Source organism: Microbacterium sp. 22242 (assembly GCF_052045495.1).
GTDB lineage: Bacteria > Actinomycetota > Actinomycetes > Actinomycetales > Microbacteriaceae > Microbacterium.
The window spans coordinates 1-13,893 of sequence record NZ_JBQEOZ010000001.1 but is presented as its reverse complement, the minus strand read 5'-3'; the positions used below and the strand labels follow the sequence as shown (position 1 = coordinate 13,893).

The following is a 13,893-nucleotide window of genomic DNA, read 5'->3' as shown; positions in this document are numbered from 1 at the left end:
CTCCCGGTCGCCGAATGTTCTCCGAGCGTTCCCACGGGAGCAGGCGAATATCCTGGGTCGGTGTCACTCCCCTCCTCCGTACGGCGTCTGCGGACCGGCGCCCGTCGTCTGAAGCGCGCTGTCGAAGCCGAGCGGATCGCGTTCTGGCGATCCCGCCCCGTGCGCTCCGATCAGGTCCTGTACGAGTCGTTCGCCGGCAACGGCGTGCTGTGCAACCCCGAGGCGATCTTCCGCCATCTGCTGGACGACCCGACCTACGCTCAGCTGCGGCACGTCTGGGTGATCGCCGACGACGCCGCGATCGCGCGGTTCCGCGCCGAGTTCGCGGGGCATCCGCGGGTCTCGTTCGTGCGCCGCGGATCCGCCTCGTATCGCCAGGCGCTGGCCGTCAGCGGCTGGCTGGTCAACAACGCGACCTTCCCGACCTGGTTCGGCAAGAGGCCGGGCCAGGTGTATCTCAACACCTGGCACGGCACTCCGCTGAAGCTGATGGGCTTCGACATGCCGGCGGGCGCCGTGCAGTCGGCGAACACGCTGCGCAACTTCCTGATGTCGGACTACCTCCTCGCGGCGAACCCGTTCATGGCCGAGACGATGTACGAGAGCGCCTACCGTCTGACCAACGTGTACCCCGGCACGATCATCGAGGAGGGCTATCCGCGCATCGACCGGCAGCGCCTCGACGCCGCCGCCGAGGCGGCCGTCCGCGCCGAGCTCGAGGAGAACGGCGTCGTGCTCGACGGCAAGCCGATCGTGCTGTTCGCGCCGACCTGGCGCGGATCCTCGTTCGACGACCCCGAGGACAACATCGACGAGCTGGCCGCCCAGCTCGCCGCCCTGCAGGAGGGCCTCGGCGACGACCGCGTCGTGGTGCTGAAGACGCACCAGATCGTGCACGCGCACGCCGCAGGGCGGCCCGAGCTCGCCCGCACCCTCGCCCCGAACACGATCCCGGCCAACGTGTTGCTGGGAGCCGCGGCCGGGCTCGTCACCGACTACTCGTCGATCTTCTTCGACTACCTCGCGACCGGGCGTCCCGTGGCGTTCTTCACGCCCGACGCCGACCTGTACGCGGAGGGCCGCGGCACCTACATGCCGTTGGACACCCTGCCCGGGCCCGTCTCGGCCGATGCTGCAGAGACCGGACGGGCGCTGCGCGGGCTGCTCGCGGAGGGCGTTGATGCGCACCCCCGCTACGCCGACTGGGTGGAGCGCTTCGCCCCGTTCGAGGACGGCGAGGTCACCGCACGCGTGGTCGACATCGTGTTCGGCGGCCGGCGCGAGGGCCGCCGCGCGCGACCCACCGCGCGTGACGGCCGCAAGCGCCTGCTCGTGTATCTCGGCGGCATGAAGCCGAACGGCATCACCACCTCGGCGCTGAACCTGCTGGGCGCCCTGGACCACACCGAGTACGACGTCACGGCGCTGCTGCCCAAGCGCGGCGCGTCCACGGATCCGCTGACCCAGGCCCGCATCCCCGCCGAGGTGCGGCAGGTGTTCCGGATCGGCGGGATGAACGGCTCCAAGGCCGTGCACCTGCGCCGCCGCATCGACGACTGGCGCGGATCCCCCCGGCAGCCCGGGGTCGAGCCCTGGCACGAGAACCTGTGGCGCGCGGAGTGGACCCGCGTGTTCGGCGACGCCCGTTTCGACTGGGTGGCGGACTTCAGCGGCTACGGACCGCTCTGGACGAGCCTGCTGCTGCACGCGCCCGCCGCCGCCGACGGCCGTCCCGTGACGCGCGCGGTGTGGATGCACAACGAGATGGCCGCCGACCGGGAGCGCACCGTGAACGGCAAGGCGCGCATGAAGCGCAATCTCGGCGCCGTGTTCGCGATGTACTCCGAGTACGACCAGCTGGTCTCGGTGTCGCACCAGCTCACCGAGCTCAACCGGATCGAGCTCGCGGCGTACGCGCCCGCGGACCGCTTCCGCACGGTGCGCAACTTCCCGGACGTCGAGCATGTCACCCGGGGCATGCGTCGTCCGCTCGCCGAGCTGCTCGACGGCACCGACCCCGAGGAGCCCCGTCCAGCCTGGTTCGAGGCCCTGCAGGAGGACGAGGGCGACCTGCGCTGGTTCATCACGGTGGGCCGGCTCTCCCCCGAGAAGAACCACGCACGCCTGATCCGCGCGTTCCTGCGCGTGCACGCGGCGCACCCGGAGGCTCGACTGCTGATCGTCGGCGGCGGGCCGCTGCGGGCGGACCTGCAGCGGCAGATCGCCGCCGCGGGCGCGGAGGACGTGGTGTTCCTGACCGGAGCGCAACGCAATCCCTATGCCCTGCTCGCGGCCTCCGACTGCTTCGTGCTGTCCAGTCTCTACGAGGGCCAGCCGATGGTGCTCATCGAGGCGGCCATCTGCGAGATGCCCATCGTGTCGACCTCGTTCGGATCCGTCTTCGGCGCGCTTCCGAAGGGATCCATCCGGATCGTCGAGCAGGACGACGAAGCCCTTGCGGACGGCATGACCGCGTTCCTGGACGGCGAGGTGCCGCCGGCGCGGCTGGACGTGGACGCCTACCGCGCGGACGTCATGGCCGAGTTCGAGGCTCTCCTCGAGGAGTGAACGGCGGGCATCCGCGGACCTCCGCGCAGCGGACTCCGCGGATCGCGCCGGTCAGACCGCGCCGAGGATGTGCTCATCCGGGATGAGGATGCCTCCCGAGGTGTTCGCGGAGTTCGCGTACTCCTGGATCCGCCTCGGGTCGAGCTCGGGCGGGTTCGGCTCGTTGAACTCGAACCGGAGCGGGATCGAGGGGTGCAGCCAGATCGTCGACCGCCCCTTCGGCTGCCCCACGTCGTGCCGCCAGGACAGCGTGAAGCTCTCGTTCCTGCGGAGCTTCGTGGCGATCACGACCTTCAGGTGGGCCAGTGCGAGATCGTCGATCTCGATCGCGTGTTCGGAGCTGCCGTAGTAGAGGATTCCCATACTGCTGACCATAAGCCCTTGCAGGAGGACCCGGCGGATCCGTCAGCTTCCCGACGGAGTGCGGTTCTCCGCGCTGACCATCCAGGAGAGCTGTTCGATCCGCTCGAGGATGGCGTGCAGGATGTCCGCGCTCGTCGGATCCTCCTCGTCGACCCGGTCGTGCACCTCACGGCAGGTCGCGGCCACCGCATCCAGGCGCTCGGTCATCAGATCGATCGCGTCGGTCGTCGCGACCTCGCCGTGCGGCGCTTCGGGCAGCGTGGTGGTCTCGGCGACCACGTCGCTGCGACCGTCGGGCAGGGCGTGCAGAGCGCGCATCCTCTCGGCCACGGTGTCTGCGAACGTGCGCGCGGCGGCGATGATCTCGTCGAGCTGGAGGTGCGTGTCGCGGAAGTTCTTCCCGACGACGTTCCAGTGCACCTGCTTGCCCTGGAGCGCCAGTTCGATGAGGTCGATGAGCACCCGCTGCAGGCATTCGGTGAGCTGCTGGGACGCCGCGAACCCCTTCTCCGCGTTCTCCTCCGGGGTGCGCTGCGCTCCGGTCGCGCGCCCGGACGTGCGGCGGTTCCTGGTGGCGCTCGCGCTCTTGGTGGCGCCCTTGCTCTTGGTCGTGCTCTTGCTCTGCGTGTCGGTGCTCATGAGGCTCCCTCGTGTGTGCCTGCGGCGACCGCCGGGACCGGCGGGCAGGGCCGACGATAGGAGCTGGACGGCCGGGCCGCACCGCCCTTGCCAAGAACGGCGCGGGAAGGTAGCTTTCGCGCCTCCGGGGGCAATTCTCCGGAACCGGCGACCGGCGCTCCGCACGGGGTTACCATCACGATATGCGGTATTCTCCCGGCACCTGTCCCTGACGCCCGGCCGGGCTCCTCGGACCGGACTCGGCGGGCATCCGCGAGAGTTCGGAAGGAGGAACGATCATGAACACGCGAGTGCAGCCCGAGGGCACCACCACGCACGCCGAGTGGGGCTCGGGCCATCCCCGGCTGCTGATCAGCTCGGAGGAGACGCGTCTGGTGCACGAGCTCGCCGACGACGAGACGCGCATCGGATCCTCTCCCGACTGCGAGGTCAGCCTGCCGGGGATCGCGCCCGTGCACGCCATCATCCGGCACGACGGCCTCGACGAGTACGACCTCGAGCTGATCGGCCCCGGTGAGACGAGCGCGAATCTCGAGAAGGCTGCGGAAGAGGAGGGCCGCGCCGTCGAACCTCTGCACACCGGTGCGCGGTTCACGGCGGGCGACTGGCGGTTCGTGTTCGTGCGCGACGAGTACGCCGACCACGGCCGGCCCTTCGGCGGCCGTCTCGGCGGCGAGGGCGAGCATCAGCGCCGCCAGCCTCCGCGTCCGGACTACGCGCACGAGGGCCACACCGCAGCGATGCCGGCGGTCTCCGAAGCGGCCGAGCCCGAGGTGATCGAGCCCGACGCCGTCGATCCCGCGGCGGACTGAGCCGCGGCGGTGCGCAGGCGGCGTGNGGGGCGCCCGTCACGCTTCACCGGGGACGCTTCTCCTCGGGTGCGGGCTCGAGGTCGTGCATGTGCTGCACCGCCTCCAGGACGTCGGCGGCGGTCGCATAGTGACGGGCGGTCGCCACTGACCGCAACCAGACCACGTCGACCCGGTCGTCATCGAGCCGGCTGACACAGGCGACCGTGTGCCGCACGTCCGACCGATCGAACCGATGGTCGAGGATGAGCCATTCCTCTTCAGTGAGGCGGCGGAGTTCGAAACGTGCAGGTGCGAGCATGGACATGTCACTCCATTCGATTTGACTCACTCTGCGCCGCTGCCGCCCTCCCGTCACTCCCCTTGACACTCGCGCCGGGCGGTGCATACGGCGGTGCCAGCCGTGTCGACCGTCTTGATCGGATCCGCTCCGCGGAGCAGGATGACAGTGATCGGAGGCCGGCATGCGCACCACCAGGGAAGTGATCGAAGACCACCTGTCCCGGCGCCTCGAGGGCGACCTCGACGGAGATCTGCGCAACTACTCCCCGGAGGTGGTGCGGCTCACCGGATCCGGCGTGTACCGCGGTCTGCAGGGTGTGCGGGAGAGCTCGGAGGAGCTCGGCAGGCTGGTCGGCGACGCCACCCTCGCGTGCACCCTGATGGTGACCGAAGGCGGCTACGCGTACCTGGAGTGGACCGCGGACAACGCGAGCACCCACGTCGGCGACGGCGCCGACACGTTCGTGCTCCGGGACGGCCTCATCGTGCTGCAGACCACGCACTGCACGATCGCCGGGCAGAGCAGAGGCGTCGCGCACGCGGGCGCCGGCGGCGGTGTGCTGATGCCGAAGCAGGCCGGGTCCTGAGACAGGACGGGCCGGGTCCTGAGACAGGACGGCGGGCCTGACATGATCCGGCCGAGCCGGATCCGACACGCCTAAAGGGTGTCGGGAGAGACGTCAACCCCCTCTTCCGAGCCGGCGAGCACGCCATAGCGTGCCGTCATGAGCTATGAGATGACCGATCCGCGCACCAAGTACCCGCCTCTACCGGACCCGCCGGACCCGCACACCGACCAGCCGGGCCTGCTCTCCGAGACGGATCCCAGACCGGACCACGGCGAGAACAGCTATCGCGGCTCCGGACGCCTCCCCGACCGCCATGCGCTGATCACCGGAGGAGACTCCGGAATCGGCCGCGCGGTCGCGATCGCCTTCGCCCGGGAGGGCGCCGATGTCGCGATCAGCTATCTGCCCGAGGAGCAGGCGGACGCCGAGGAGACCGCGCGCTGGGTCCGCGACGCCGGCGCGAACGCCGTGCTGCTGCCCGGCGACATCACGGATGAGCAGCAGTGCGACGATCTCGTCGCCGACGCCGCGGAGAGCCTCGGCGGCCTGGACCTGCTCGTCCTGAACGCGGGCTACCAGCGCGCACGGGACGAGGTCGACACGATCCCCGAGGAGGAGTTCGACCGGGTGATGCGCACCAACCTGTACGCGCCGTTCCTGATCACCCGCGCCGCGGTGCCGCACCTCCCGCCCGGCTCGTCGATCCTCGTCACCACCTCGATCCAGGCGTACAACCCCTCGCCCGGCCTGCTGGACTACGCGCTCACGAAGGCGGCCCTCGTCGCCTTCGTGCAGATGCTCGCCGAGCAGCAGGGACCGCACGGGATCCGGGTCAACGGGATCGCCCCCGGTCCGATTTGGACCCCCCTCATCCCGGCCACCGGCTGGCCCAAGAAGCTGCCGAAGTTCGGCGAGGACACCCCGCTCGGCCGGGCCGGACAACCGGCCGAACTCGCCGGGGCATACGTCTTCCTCGCCTCGGAGGACGCGTCCTACGTCTCCGGCGGGATCCTCGCCGTCACCGGCGGCAAGCACCTCTGACCGCAGACCGCGCCGGAACCCCTACGCCCGCCCCCCTCTCGAAGGAGCCGCCATGACCGACGCCCAGCGACCCGACCTCACCACGCACGCGGAATGGGGTGCGGGCCGTCCGCATCTGCTCGTCACCTCCGATCAGGAGCACCGCTTCGTGCACCACCTGGTCGACGAGGAGACCCGGATCGGGTCCGGGCCCGACTGCCAGGTGCGCCTCGCCGGGCTGCAGCCGGTGCACGCGATCATCCGCCACGACCGTCACGACGACTACGACCTGTCCATGCTCGGGCCGGGCGAGACCAGCGCCAACCTCGAGAAGGCGGCGGAGGAGGAGCGGCGGGACGTGGAGGCGCTGCACACCGGCGCGCGTTTCACCGCCGGGCCCTGGAGGTTCGTGTTCGTGCGCGACGAGTACGCCGACCACGGCCGCCCTTTCGGGGGACGTGAGGGCGGCGAGTTCTCGGATCAGCCCGTGCAGGATCCGCGACCGGAGTACGAGCCGGAGGGCGAGGAGGGAGCAGCCGAGGGGCGGCAGAGGGGCGCGACCGTCGAGGACGGCGCCGCCCCTCCGCGCCCGGAGAGCGGCGCCTAGTCCACGATCTCCCGCTGCGTGCGGATGAACGTGCGGTCGCCGTCGCTGAGCTGCGCGGAGCGATCGACGTCGGAGCCGACGATGCGCTCGATCTCCTCGCGCACCTCGTCCGGCACTGATCCGTCCTCGCGATCCTCGAGCAGCTTCTTCGAGCGTGCGGACAGATGGGGCCACCAGTGGTGGACCTCGGGCAGCAGATGGATCTCGGGAAGCGACATGGCTTCCTCCTCTCGGGGTCGGTGGACGGGTCAGATCAGCGGGACGGGCGGAGGCTCAGCCGTTCCCGCGTCCTCCACGCACCGCTTGAATCGGCTGAGATCGCGCTCCGCGATCTCCTGGTCGACCCCGAGACGCGCGCCGGCGCGCTCGAGGAACGACTCCGGCACCCACGACATCCGGAGCACGAGCCGGGTGCGTGCGGGGCCGAGCGGCGTGAACGTCACGCTGCCGTTGTGCTGCTTGCCCGCGTCGCTCTCCCAGCTGATCCGCTCGTTGGGGACGTCTTCGACGGTGACGGCGTAGAAGGAACGCCGCAGCCCGGCGACGCGCGTGTCCCAGTGGGTGAGCCTGTCGTCGATCCGCTCGACCCGCTCGACGCTGGGGAGGATCTCAGGCAGCTCCTCGAGATCGGCCCAGCGGCGGTACACCTCGGCCACCGGCTTCGCGATGTCGACCACGGCATCCGTGGTGCTCGTCATGATGCTCCTCATGCCGTCACGATAGGCAGGTGCGGGAGCAGGCGCCCGGGTCTTCCGAGCGGGCGTGCGAGCACGTATCATCCTCGCCTCAGCCATCGCAGACCCTCCGTCTCCGGGCGGGATCCGAGGCTCACGGGCTGGAGGAAGACCCGTCTCCACGACGCGCCGACGACCGGATACGCGTCATCGTCCCGCGAGTCGTATCCGGTACCTGGAAAGATGTTCTCGGGGAGAGCGCTACGCCGAAGGAGACGATTCAATGGGCAGGTTCACGTACGAAGGGCAGACCCACGCCGACCTCGATGACCGGGCGCTGGCGCACGTGCAGATGGTCGTCGCGAACAAGCTGCGCCGCGGCGAGCCCTTCTATTTCACCTGGAAGGACGACCCGAGCATCGGTCACGGCCGGACCTCGGTCTGGGTGCACCCCGCCTGCAACATGGTGTTCACGTATCACGGCAGCCGCCGGCCGCCTCTGAACCGGTCGTGGATCGACGCGCTCAGCCAGCTCGCGAACACGCCCGCCGGGCTTCGGCTCGTCCCGGAGCCCTCGCAGGTCGTCGAGATGCAGGTCGACGACAACGGACTGCCGCAGTAGGCGAGGCGCGTCGGCGCGGGCGGCGCTGCTCGGGGCGGACGGCGGTTCAGTCCGGCGGCTCGGACGTGTCGGCCGGGGTGTCCTCGTTCGTGCTCTCGACGCCCCCGCCCTCCGCGCCGGTGTGCCCGTCGACCCGTCCGGGATCCTGGCTCCGAGCGGCGTCCTCCTTCTCCTCCGGGTCCAGGCGCGCCTCGCGTGCCTCTCGGCCGTCGTCGCGCTCGGCGCCGTCGTCGCGCGCCGCCTCGGCGTCCCCGTCAGGGCGCGATCCGGCCCCCTTCTCCATCGGCCGGTGCACGTTCGGCGGCAGCAGGCCCTCGTCGTAGATCTCGCTCATGGTCGTTCTCCTCTCCACCCTGTCGATCGCGGTTCAGGATCGGCGACTCCCTGCGCGCCGTCGACGGCCTTGACAGGGAGCGGTTCGACCTCCCGAGGTGCTCGTTCCCCCGCCGCGACGAGCGACGGCGTCGATGCGCGGGCACCGCCCACACCGTGACGCCGCCGGCGACCGCGCAGACGGCGACGATCATGGCGGCGCGTGGTCCCAGCACCACGTCGAAGACGAAGACCGCGACACCGCCGGTCAGCACGGTCACCAGCAGCAGGAGCGCGGTGAGGATCCGGGATCCTGTCGTGACCAGCCGGCGGTCGGGGTCCGGAGCCGGCCTCTTGCGGTGCTGCACGACCGGGAGGAGTCCGAGCAGGGTCGCCGCGCACGCGAGCACGACCAGCACCAGGTACACGATCCTCGCGTGATCGGGAAGCTCCCGGAACGTCGACTGGAACGCCACGGACAGCAGGAAGCCCGAGATGATCTGCGTCCCGGTCTGCGTCACGCGCAGCTCCTGCAGGATCCGCTCCCAGCGCCGCGCGACGTCCTGCTCGGACGCGCCGGACACGGTCGCCCCGCCCTTGGCCGTCATGATCCGATCACCAGTGAGAAGATGCCGAAGGCCCCCGCAGCGCACATGAGGACCGCGGTCGCCCAGCCGAGGATCCGCGCGACCGGGCCGTTGCGGTGCTCCCCCATCAGGCGCGTGTCGTCGGTGACCAGCATGAGCACGATGACGAACGGGCCGGCCGCGATGCCGTTGATGATGGCGGACACGACGAGCAGCCCGATCGGGTCCACCCGGAGCAGCGCCAGCACGATCGCCATCACCAGTCCGACGAGCAGGAGGGCGTAGAAGGTCTTGGCCTGGTGCGGCTTGCGGTCCAGGCTCCACGGGCGGCCGAGCAGCGCCGCGAACCCGGCCGCGCCGGAGGCGGCGAGGACGGGCACGGCCAGCATCCCGGCGCCGATGAACCCGAGGGCGAACAGGATCGAGGCGTAGTCCCCTGCGATGGGCCTGAGCGCCTGCGCCGCCTCCGCGGCTGACGAGACCGACCGATGATGCGCGCCCAGAGTGGCGGCCGATCCGACGATGATCGCGAACATGATCGCGACCGAGAAGACCATCCCGACGATGACGTCGATCCTGCCGAGCAGCAGCATGCGGTGGGCCTTCTGCGGCGGACGCTCGTCCAGTCGCGGCGGCTGATCGCCGCGCGCTTCCGGCGCGGACCGCAGCATCTCCTGCCGCTCCTCGGTCTGCCAGAAGAACATGTAGGGGCTGATGGTCGTACCGAGGACGCCGACCAGGAGGCCGAGGTACGCCGGATCCCACCGGAATCCGCGCCCCAGCAGCCCGGCCCCGACATCCGCCCAGTCCACGTGCGCGACCATCAGGACGGCGACGTACGCGAATAGGACCAGGCAGAGCCACTTGAAGACCCGGGCGATCCATTCGAACGATCCGCGCACGACGATCACCCCGATCGCCACGCCCGCGATCAGCGACCACAACGGGGCGGGGCCGGCGTGCATCAGCTGCATGCCCTGCCCGATCGCCACGAGGTCGGCGGCGGCGTTGACCGTGTTCGAGATGAGGAGAGCGGCCAGCAGCACGGCGATCCAGGCTCGCAAGCCGCGGCGGAACCGCTGCCGGATGAGCGCTCCGAACGAATCGCCGGTCGCGAGCGTCATCCGCTCGCAGGCCTCCTGCACCACGATCATCAAGGGCAGGGTCACCGGAACCGTCCACAGCAGCGCCGAGCTGTACTGGGCGCCGGCCTGCGCGTAGGTGGCGATGCCGGAGGGGTCGTCGTCGGCGGCGCCCGTCACGATCCCCGGCCCGAGCGCGTGGAGCGCGCGGGAGATCCGTCCCCGCTCCTTCTTCTCCGAGCGGTCCTCCGGAGAGCGATGCTCGGTGACTGCACGGTCTTCCATGCCGACAGGTTCCCGGGCCGGGCACCGGCGCACCAGTCACTTGACGGGAGACGGATCCGCGTGCAAGCGCACGGCCCTCCGGGTTGTCAACCCCTGTGCCGCATTCGCTGACGGGTTCCTAGCGTGGACCTCCCGTCGAGAGAAGGAGATCACCATGCCTCGCCAACCCGAACTGAAGGACCCCGAGCTGTACGAGAAGCTGCGCGACGAGGGGAACTCCAAGCAGAAGGCCGCGCGCATCTCGAACGCCGCCGCCAAGGAGGGGCGCAGCAAGGTCGGCCGCCGCGGAGGCGAATCCGGATCGTACGAGGACTGGACCGTCGACGAGCTGCGCGACCGCGCCAAGGAGCTCGGCCTGCACGGCTACTCCGGCAAGCGCAAGAGCGAACTCATCCACATGCTGCGCGACCACTGACGCGNCAGGACCGTTCGCCGGCCCGGCGATGGAAGGAGAACAGCCCCCGGTCGGTTCTCCGTGGACGGCGGTCAGGACTCGGACGGCTGCAGCGGCAGCTGCGGTCCGTGGTTCCACGCCAGGATCGCGGGCTGCTCGCGGGCGAAGCCGAGCACGGACACGGATCCGGCGTCGAGGGTGATCGCTGCGCCGAAGCGCGGCGCGACGCGGAGGAAGACCGCCGTCAGGATCCGCAGGTAGTGACCATGCGCGATCAGCGCGACGTCGCCCTCGGCCATCGCCGGCAGCACCCGGGTGAGTACGCGCGATGCCCGCGCGGCGACCTCCTCGACGGTCTCCCCCGGGGTGTCGCCGCGGATCACGCCGTGTGTGAACGCGCTCCAGTTGTAGCCGAGCTCCGCACGGATGTCCTTCGTGGTGCGCCCCTCGTAGCCGCCGTAGTCCCACTCCACCAGGAGCGGATCGACCTCCGCGTGCAGGCCGGCGAGTTCGGCTGTGCGGCGCGCGCGCTGCAGCGGAGACGACAGCACCAGCCGGAAGTCGTAGCCGGTCACGAGCGCGCCGGCCAGCCGGGCGAGCTCCTCGCCCCGGGCCGTCAGCGGGATGTCGGTGCGCCCCGTGTGCCTGCCGCTCCGGGACCATTCGGTCTCGCCGTGCCGCAGCAGCACGAGCTTGCCCGAGGGGTTGTCGGGGGCGGGACGGTCCGGAAGCGGGTCGACGGCGGGCTGAGGGGTGAGATTCTCCACGCCGCCACGGTACGCCCTCGGCGCCGTCCGCGACGGCGTCAGGCCCGCAGGAGCACGAAGAGCAGGCAGAGCACGCCCACGAACAGCGTCGCGGCGGTCAGCGCGGCCACGGGCCATCCGGAACGCAGCACCCCCGGCTCGCCGGACGTGAGGGCCCGATGCTGGCGCCGATACCTCAGATGCGAACCGGCCAGCACCCCGAGGGCCAGGGCGAGGCCCGCGAAGCCGAGCGCGAGCGCTGCTCCGCCGATCACGCCCGGCAGGATCCGCATGATCACGACAGACCCTCCGGCGAGCGCGAGGGCGGTGCGCTGCCAGGCCAGAGCGGTGCGCTCGGGCTGCAGTCCGGGGTCGAAGACCCGCTCGCGGTCGTCGCTCACGCCAGCAGCACCCCGAGCAGCACCAGCACGGCCGTGGCGACGACCACCGCGACCAGCGGGATCGCGATCCACGGCGGACCCAGCGGCGTGGACTCCCGCAGCGCCCGCTCGGTGCGCATCCAGCCCAGCCACGCCTGCACGGGCGTCAGCAGTCCCGCGACGATGAGCAGGATCGAGGCCGCGTGCCGCAACCCGGGGTGCATGCCCAGTCCGAGCGCTTCGAGGGCGACGCCGCCGGCGAGCAGGGCGAGGGAGGTGCGGATCCACGCGAGGAAGGTGCGCTCGTTCGCGAGCGTGAAGCGCGCGTCGGGCTCCTCGCCGCGCTCGTAGACGTGCCGGGGGAAACGACTGCGGCTCATGCGCTGTCCCTTCGGAGCGAGACGGTGCAGGATCCGGCGCTGCCCGTCGACCAGCCCGGGCTGTTCGAGCTGCACGGCGAGGAATCGGGCATGGACCCATCATCGTCGCTGCGGGTCCGGCGACGAAACCGCCGGGCGCGACCAGCAAGGGATCCGACCGGTGCGGAGGCGGGTCGGGCGAGCGCCCCCGCGCCGCGCGGGCAAAGCGAAAGCCCCGTCAGGAACTGCTTCCTGACGGGGCTTTCGTTCGGTGGACCCAGGGGTGTCTGGGTTCACGACATAGGCGACAGGTGATCGGCGACACGTGAGTCGCGTCATAGGCGACAGACTCAGGCATGTCGAAGCATCGCGTCGTCGTGTTGAAGATCATCGCCGGACAGCTCACAGTGACCGCCGCTGCGTGCGAGTACGGGCTCTCCCGCCAGTATCTCCACGTGCTGCTCGCCCGCTACCGTAAAGAGGGATTGGATGGCCTCGAGCCACACTCGCGCGCTCCGCTGACTTCGCCCCAGACGACGACCACCCGCGTCCGCGACCGTGTCATCGAACTGCGCCAACAGCTGACCTCGAACGGGCTCGATGCCGGCCCGGTCACGATCGCCTGGCATCTGCGAGAAGAAGGCCTACGAGCCCCGTCGACGTCCACGATCCGCCGGATCCTGCACACCGCTGGGCTGGTCACCCCCGAGCCGCGCAAACGCCCCCGTTCCTCCTACCTCCGTTTCGAAGCCGCCCGACCGAACGAGACCTGGCAGTCCGACTTCACCCACTGGCCCCTCGCGGACGACACCGACGTCGAGATCCTGAACTGGCTCGACGACCACTCCCGAAAACTGCTGTCCTGCACCGTCCACCACCCCGTCACCGGCGACGACGTCGTCACCACGTTCCTCACCTGCATCGACACCCACGGGCCGCCCGCGTCCACGCTCACCGACAACGGACGCGTCTACACCGCCCGACACGGAGGAGGCAGAAACGCCTTCGAATACACGCTCGCCGCGCTCAGCATCGTCCAGAAGAACGGTTCCCCGAACCACCCCCAGACCCAGGGCAAGATCGAACGCTTCCATCAAACCCTGAAACGCTGGCTCGCCGCCCGTCCCCGCGCCCGCACCGCGGCCGAGCTGCAGACCCAACTCGACGAGTTCCGCGAACACTACAACACGCGCCGACCGCACCGCGCGCTCGACGGAAGAACCCCGGCCGACACCTACGCCGCCTCCCCAAAAGCCGCCCCCACCGGGACCCCAGACACGGACCGGACGCACTACCGCCTCCGCTACGACCACGTCGCCGCCGACGGGAAGATCAGCTTCCGCCGCGCCGGGCGCATGCACCACCTCGGCATCGGCACCACCCACCGAGGCAAACGCGTCATCATCCTCGCCGACGAACACAGCACCACCGTGATCTCCCTCAACACCGGAGAGATCATCGCGACCAACACCATCGACCCAAGCAAAAGCTACTGGCGCAACAACGAGAGAGAGCCCGGCCGATGGCCGGACTCTCTCTCGTAACTTGTCACCTATGTCGCGACTCAGATGTCAACTATGTCCCGACTCATCACA

19 protein-coding genes are annotated in these 13,893 nt (G+C 70.3%); 8 read left to right on the top strand and 11 right to left on the bottom strand.

The genetic code is table 11. From position 1 onward, the window contains the following. The first annotated feature begins 60 nt into the window (after positions 1–60). Complete coding sequence (locus ACTJJZ_RS00095; protein WP_440719127.1) at positions 61–2,568, top strand: CDP-glycerol glycerophosphotransferase family protein; 2,508 nt, start codon at positions 61–63, stop codon at positions 2,566–2,568. Positions 2,569–2,619: 51 nt separating this feature from the next. Here the strand turns inward: ACTJJZ_RS00095 and ACTJJZ_RS00090 are convergent, their stop codons facing one another. Both ACTJJZ_RS00090 and ACTJJZ_RS00085 read right to left on the bottom strand, forming a co-directional pair. Further along, entirely contained in the window at positions 2,620–2,931 is a 312-nt protein-coding gene (locus ACTJJZ_RS00090) for a DUF7882 family protein (RefSeq protein WP_440719126.1), read from the bottom strand. A gap of 42 nt (positions 2,932–2,973) precedes the next feature. Next, on the bottom strand, positions 2,974–3,570 hold the full coding sequence (locus ACTJJZ_RS00085; protein WP_440719125.1) for a Dps family protein: 597 nt from the start codon (positions 3,568–3,570) through the stop codon (positions 2,974–2,976). Positions 3,571–3,848: 278 nt separating this feature from the next. Here ACTJJZ_RS00085 and ACTJJZ_RS00080 point away from each other — a divergent pair, with 278 nt between their 5' ends. Beyond that, complete coding sequence (locus ACTJJZ_RS00080) at positions 3,849–4,382, top strand: FHA domain-containing protein (RefSeq protein WP_440719124.1); 534 nt, start codon at positions 3,849–3,851, stop codon at positions 4,380–4,382. A gap of 43 nt (positions 4,383–4,425) precedes the next feature. On the opposite strand, the gene ACTJJZ_RS00075 is transcribed toward ACTJJZ_RS00080, so the two are convergent. Further along, complete coding sequence (locus tag ACTJJZ_RS00075; protein ID WP_440719123.1) at positions 4,426–4,686, bottom strand: hypothetical protein; 261 nt, start codon at positions 4,684–4,686, stop codon at positions 4,426–4,428. Positions 4,687–4,843: 157 nt separating this feature from the next. Between ACTJJZ_RS00075 and ACTJJZ_RS00070 the strand changes: the two genes are divergently transcribed. The 3 genes from ACTJJZ_RS00070 (at position 4,844) to ACTJJZ_RS00060 (ending at position 6,857) form a co-directional block, all read left to right on the top strand. Continuing rightward, positions 4,844–5,248, top strand: coding sequence for a nuclear transport factor 2 family protein (locus ACTJJZ_RS00070; protein ID WP_440719122.1), 405 nt, complete (start codon positions 4,844–4,846; stop codon positions 5,246–5,248). Positions 5,249–5,386: 138 nt separating this feature from the next. Continuing rightward, a complete protein-coding gene (locus ACTJJZ_RS00065; protein WP_440719121.1) occupies positions 5,387–6,271 on the top strand; it encodes an SDR family oxidoreductase in 885 nt (294 codons plus the stop codon). A gap of 52 nt (positions 6,272–6,323) precedes the next feature. After that, complete coding sequence (locus ACTJJZ_RS00060; RefSeq protein ID WP_440719120.1) at positions 6,324–6,857, top strand: FHA domain-containing protein; 534 nt, start codon at positions 6,324–6,326, stop codon at positions 6,855–6,857. On the opposite strand, the gene ACTJJZ_RS00055 is transcribed toward ACTJJZ_RS00060, so the two are convergent. Together ACTJJZ_RS00055 and ACTJJZ_RS00050 are read right to left on the bottom strand one after the other, a co-directional pair. Next, on the bottom strand, positions 6,854–7,075 hold the full coding sequence (locus tag ACTJJZ_RS00055; protein WP_440719119.1) for a hypothetical protein: 222 nt from the start codon (positions 7,073–7,075) through the stop codon (positions 6,854–6,856). The two genes, ACTJJZ_RS00060 and ACTJJZ_RS00055, sit on opposite strands and share 4 nt — an antisense overlap. Positions 7,076–7,105: 30 nt before the next feature. Continuing rightward, complete coding sequence (locus ACTJJZ_RS00050; RefSeq protein WP_440719118.1) at positions 7,106–7,567, bottom strand: SRPBCC family protein; 462 nt, start codon at positions 7,565–7,567, stop codon at positions 7,106–7,108. A gap of 247 nt (positions 7,568–7,814) precedes the next feature. On the opposite strand from ACTJJZ_RS00050, the gene ACTJJZ_RS00045 reads away from it, so the two are divergent. Then, positions 7,815–8,153, top strand: coding sequence for a DUF7882 family protein (locus tag ACTJJZ_RS00045; protein ID WP_440719117.1), 339 nt, complete (start codon positions 7,815–7,817; stop codon positions 8,151–8,153). A gap of 46 nt (positions 8,154–8,199) precedes the next feature. Here the strand turns inward: ACTJJZ_RS00045 and ACTJJZ_RS00040 are convergent, their stop codons facing one another. From ACTJJZ_RS00040 to ACTJJZ_RS00030, 3 genes are read right to left on the bottom strand one after another with little or no spacing between them, the layout of a single operon-like run. Continuing rightward, on the bottom strand, positions 8,200–8,487 hold the full coding sequence (locus ACTJJZ_RS00040; protein WP_440719116.1) for a hypothetical protein: 288 nt from the start codon (positions 8,485–8,487) through the stop codon (positions 8,200–8,202). Continuing rightward, positions 8,408–9,073 (bottom strand): DUF6328 family protein, encoded by a 666-nt coding sequence (locus tag ACTJJZ_RS00035; RefSeq protein WP_440719115.1) that lies wholly within the window; start codon positions 9,071–9,073, stop codon positions 8,408–8,410. The genes ACTJJZ_RS00040 and ACTJJZ_RS00035 overlap by 80 nt, the downstream gene beginning before the upstream one ends. Beyond that, positions 9,070–10,419, bottom strand: a complete 1,350-nt coding sequence (locus ACTJJZ_RS00030) for an Nramp family divalent metal transporter (RefSeq protein ID WP_440719114.1) — start codon at positions 10,417–10,419, stop codon at positions 9,070–9,072. The genes ACTJJZ_RS00035 and ACTJJZ_RS00030 overlap by 4 nt, the downstream gene beginning before the upstream one ends. A 154-nt stretch (positions 10,420–10,573) precedes the next feature. On the opposite strand from ACTJJZ_RS00030, the gene ACTJJZ_RS00025 reads away from it, so the two are divergent. Next, positions 10,574–10,834 carry a DUF7218 family protein gene (locus tag ACTJJZ_RS00025; protein ID WP_440719113.1) on the top strand — a complete coding sequence of 87 codons (261 nt, stop codon included), beginning with the start codon at positions 10,574–10,576 and terminating at the stop codon, positions 10,832–10,834. A 71-nt stretch (positions 10,835–10,905) separates the two neighbouring features. Here the strand turns inward: ACTJJZ_RS00025 and ACTJJZ_RS00020 are convergent, their stop codons facing one another. The 3 genes from ACTJJZ_RS00020 to ACTJJZ_RS00010 are packed head-to-tail and all read right to left on the bottom strand — an operon-like array spanning position 10,906 to position 12,319. Next, complete coding sequence (locus ACTJJZ_RS00020) at positions 10,906–11,580, bottom strand: histidine phosphatase family protein (protein WP_440719112.1); 675 nt, start codon at positions 11,578–11,580, stop codon at positions 10,906–10,908. Positions 11,581–11,618: 38 nt separating this feature from the next. Beyond that, a complete protein-coding gene (locus tag ACTJJZ_RS00015; protein ID WP_440719111.1) occupies positions 11,619–11,960 on the bottom strand; it encodes a YidH family protein in 342 nt (113 codons plus the stop codon). Next, complete coding sequence (locus ACTJJZ_RS00010; protein ID WP_440719110.1) at positions 11,957–12,319, bottom strand: YidH family protein; 363 nt, start codon at positions 12,317–12,319, stop codon at positions 11,957–11,959. Before ACTJJZ_RS00010 ends, ACTJJZ_RS00015 begins: the two co-directional genes overlap by 4 nt. A 335-nt stretch (positions 12,320–12,654) precedes the next feature. On the opposite strand from ACTJJZ_RS00010, the gene ACTJJZ_RS00005 reads away from it, so the two are divergent. Beyond that, complete coding sequence (locus tag ACTJJZ_RS00005) at positions 12,655–13,842, top strand: IS481 family transposase (protein WP_440719109.1); 1,188 nt, start codon at positions 12,655–12,657, stop codon at positions 13,840–13,842. Positions 13,843–13,893 lie beyond the last annotated feature (51 nt).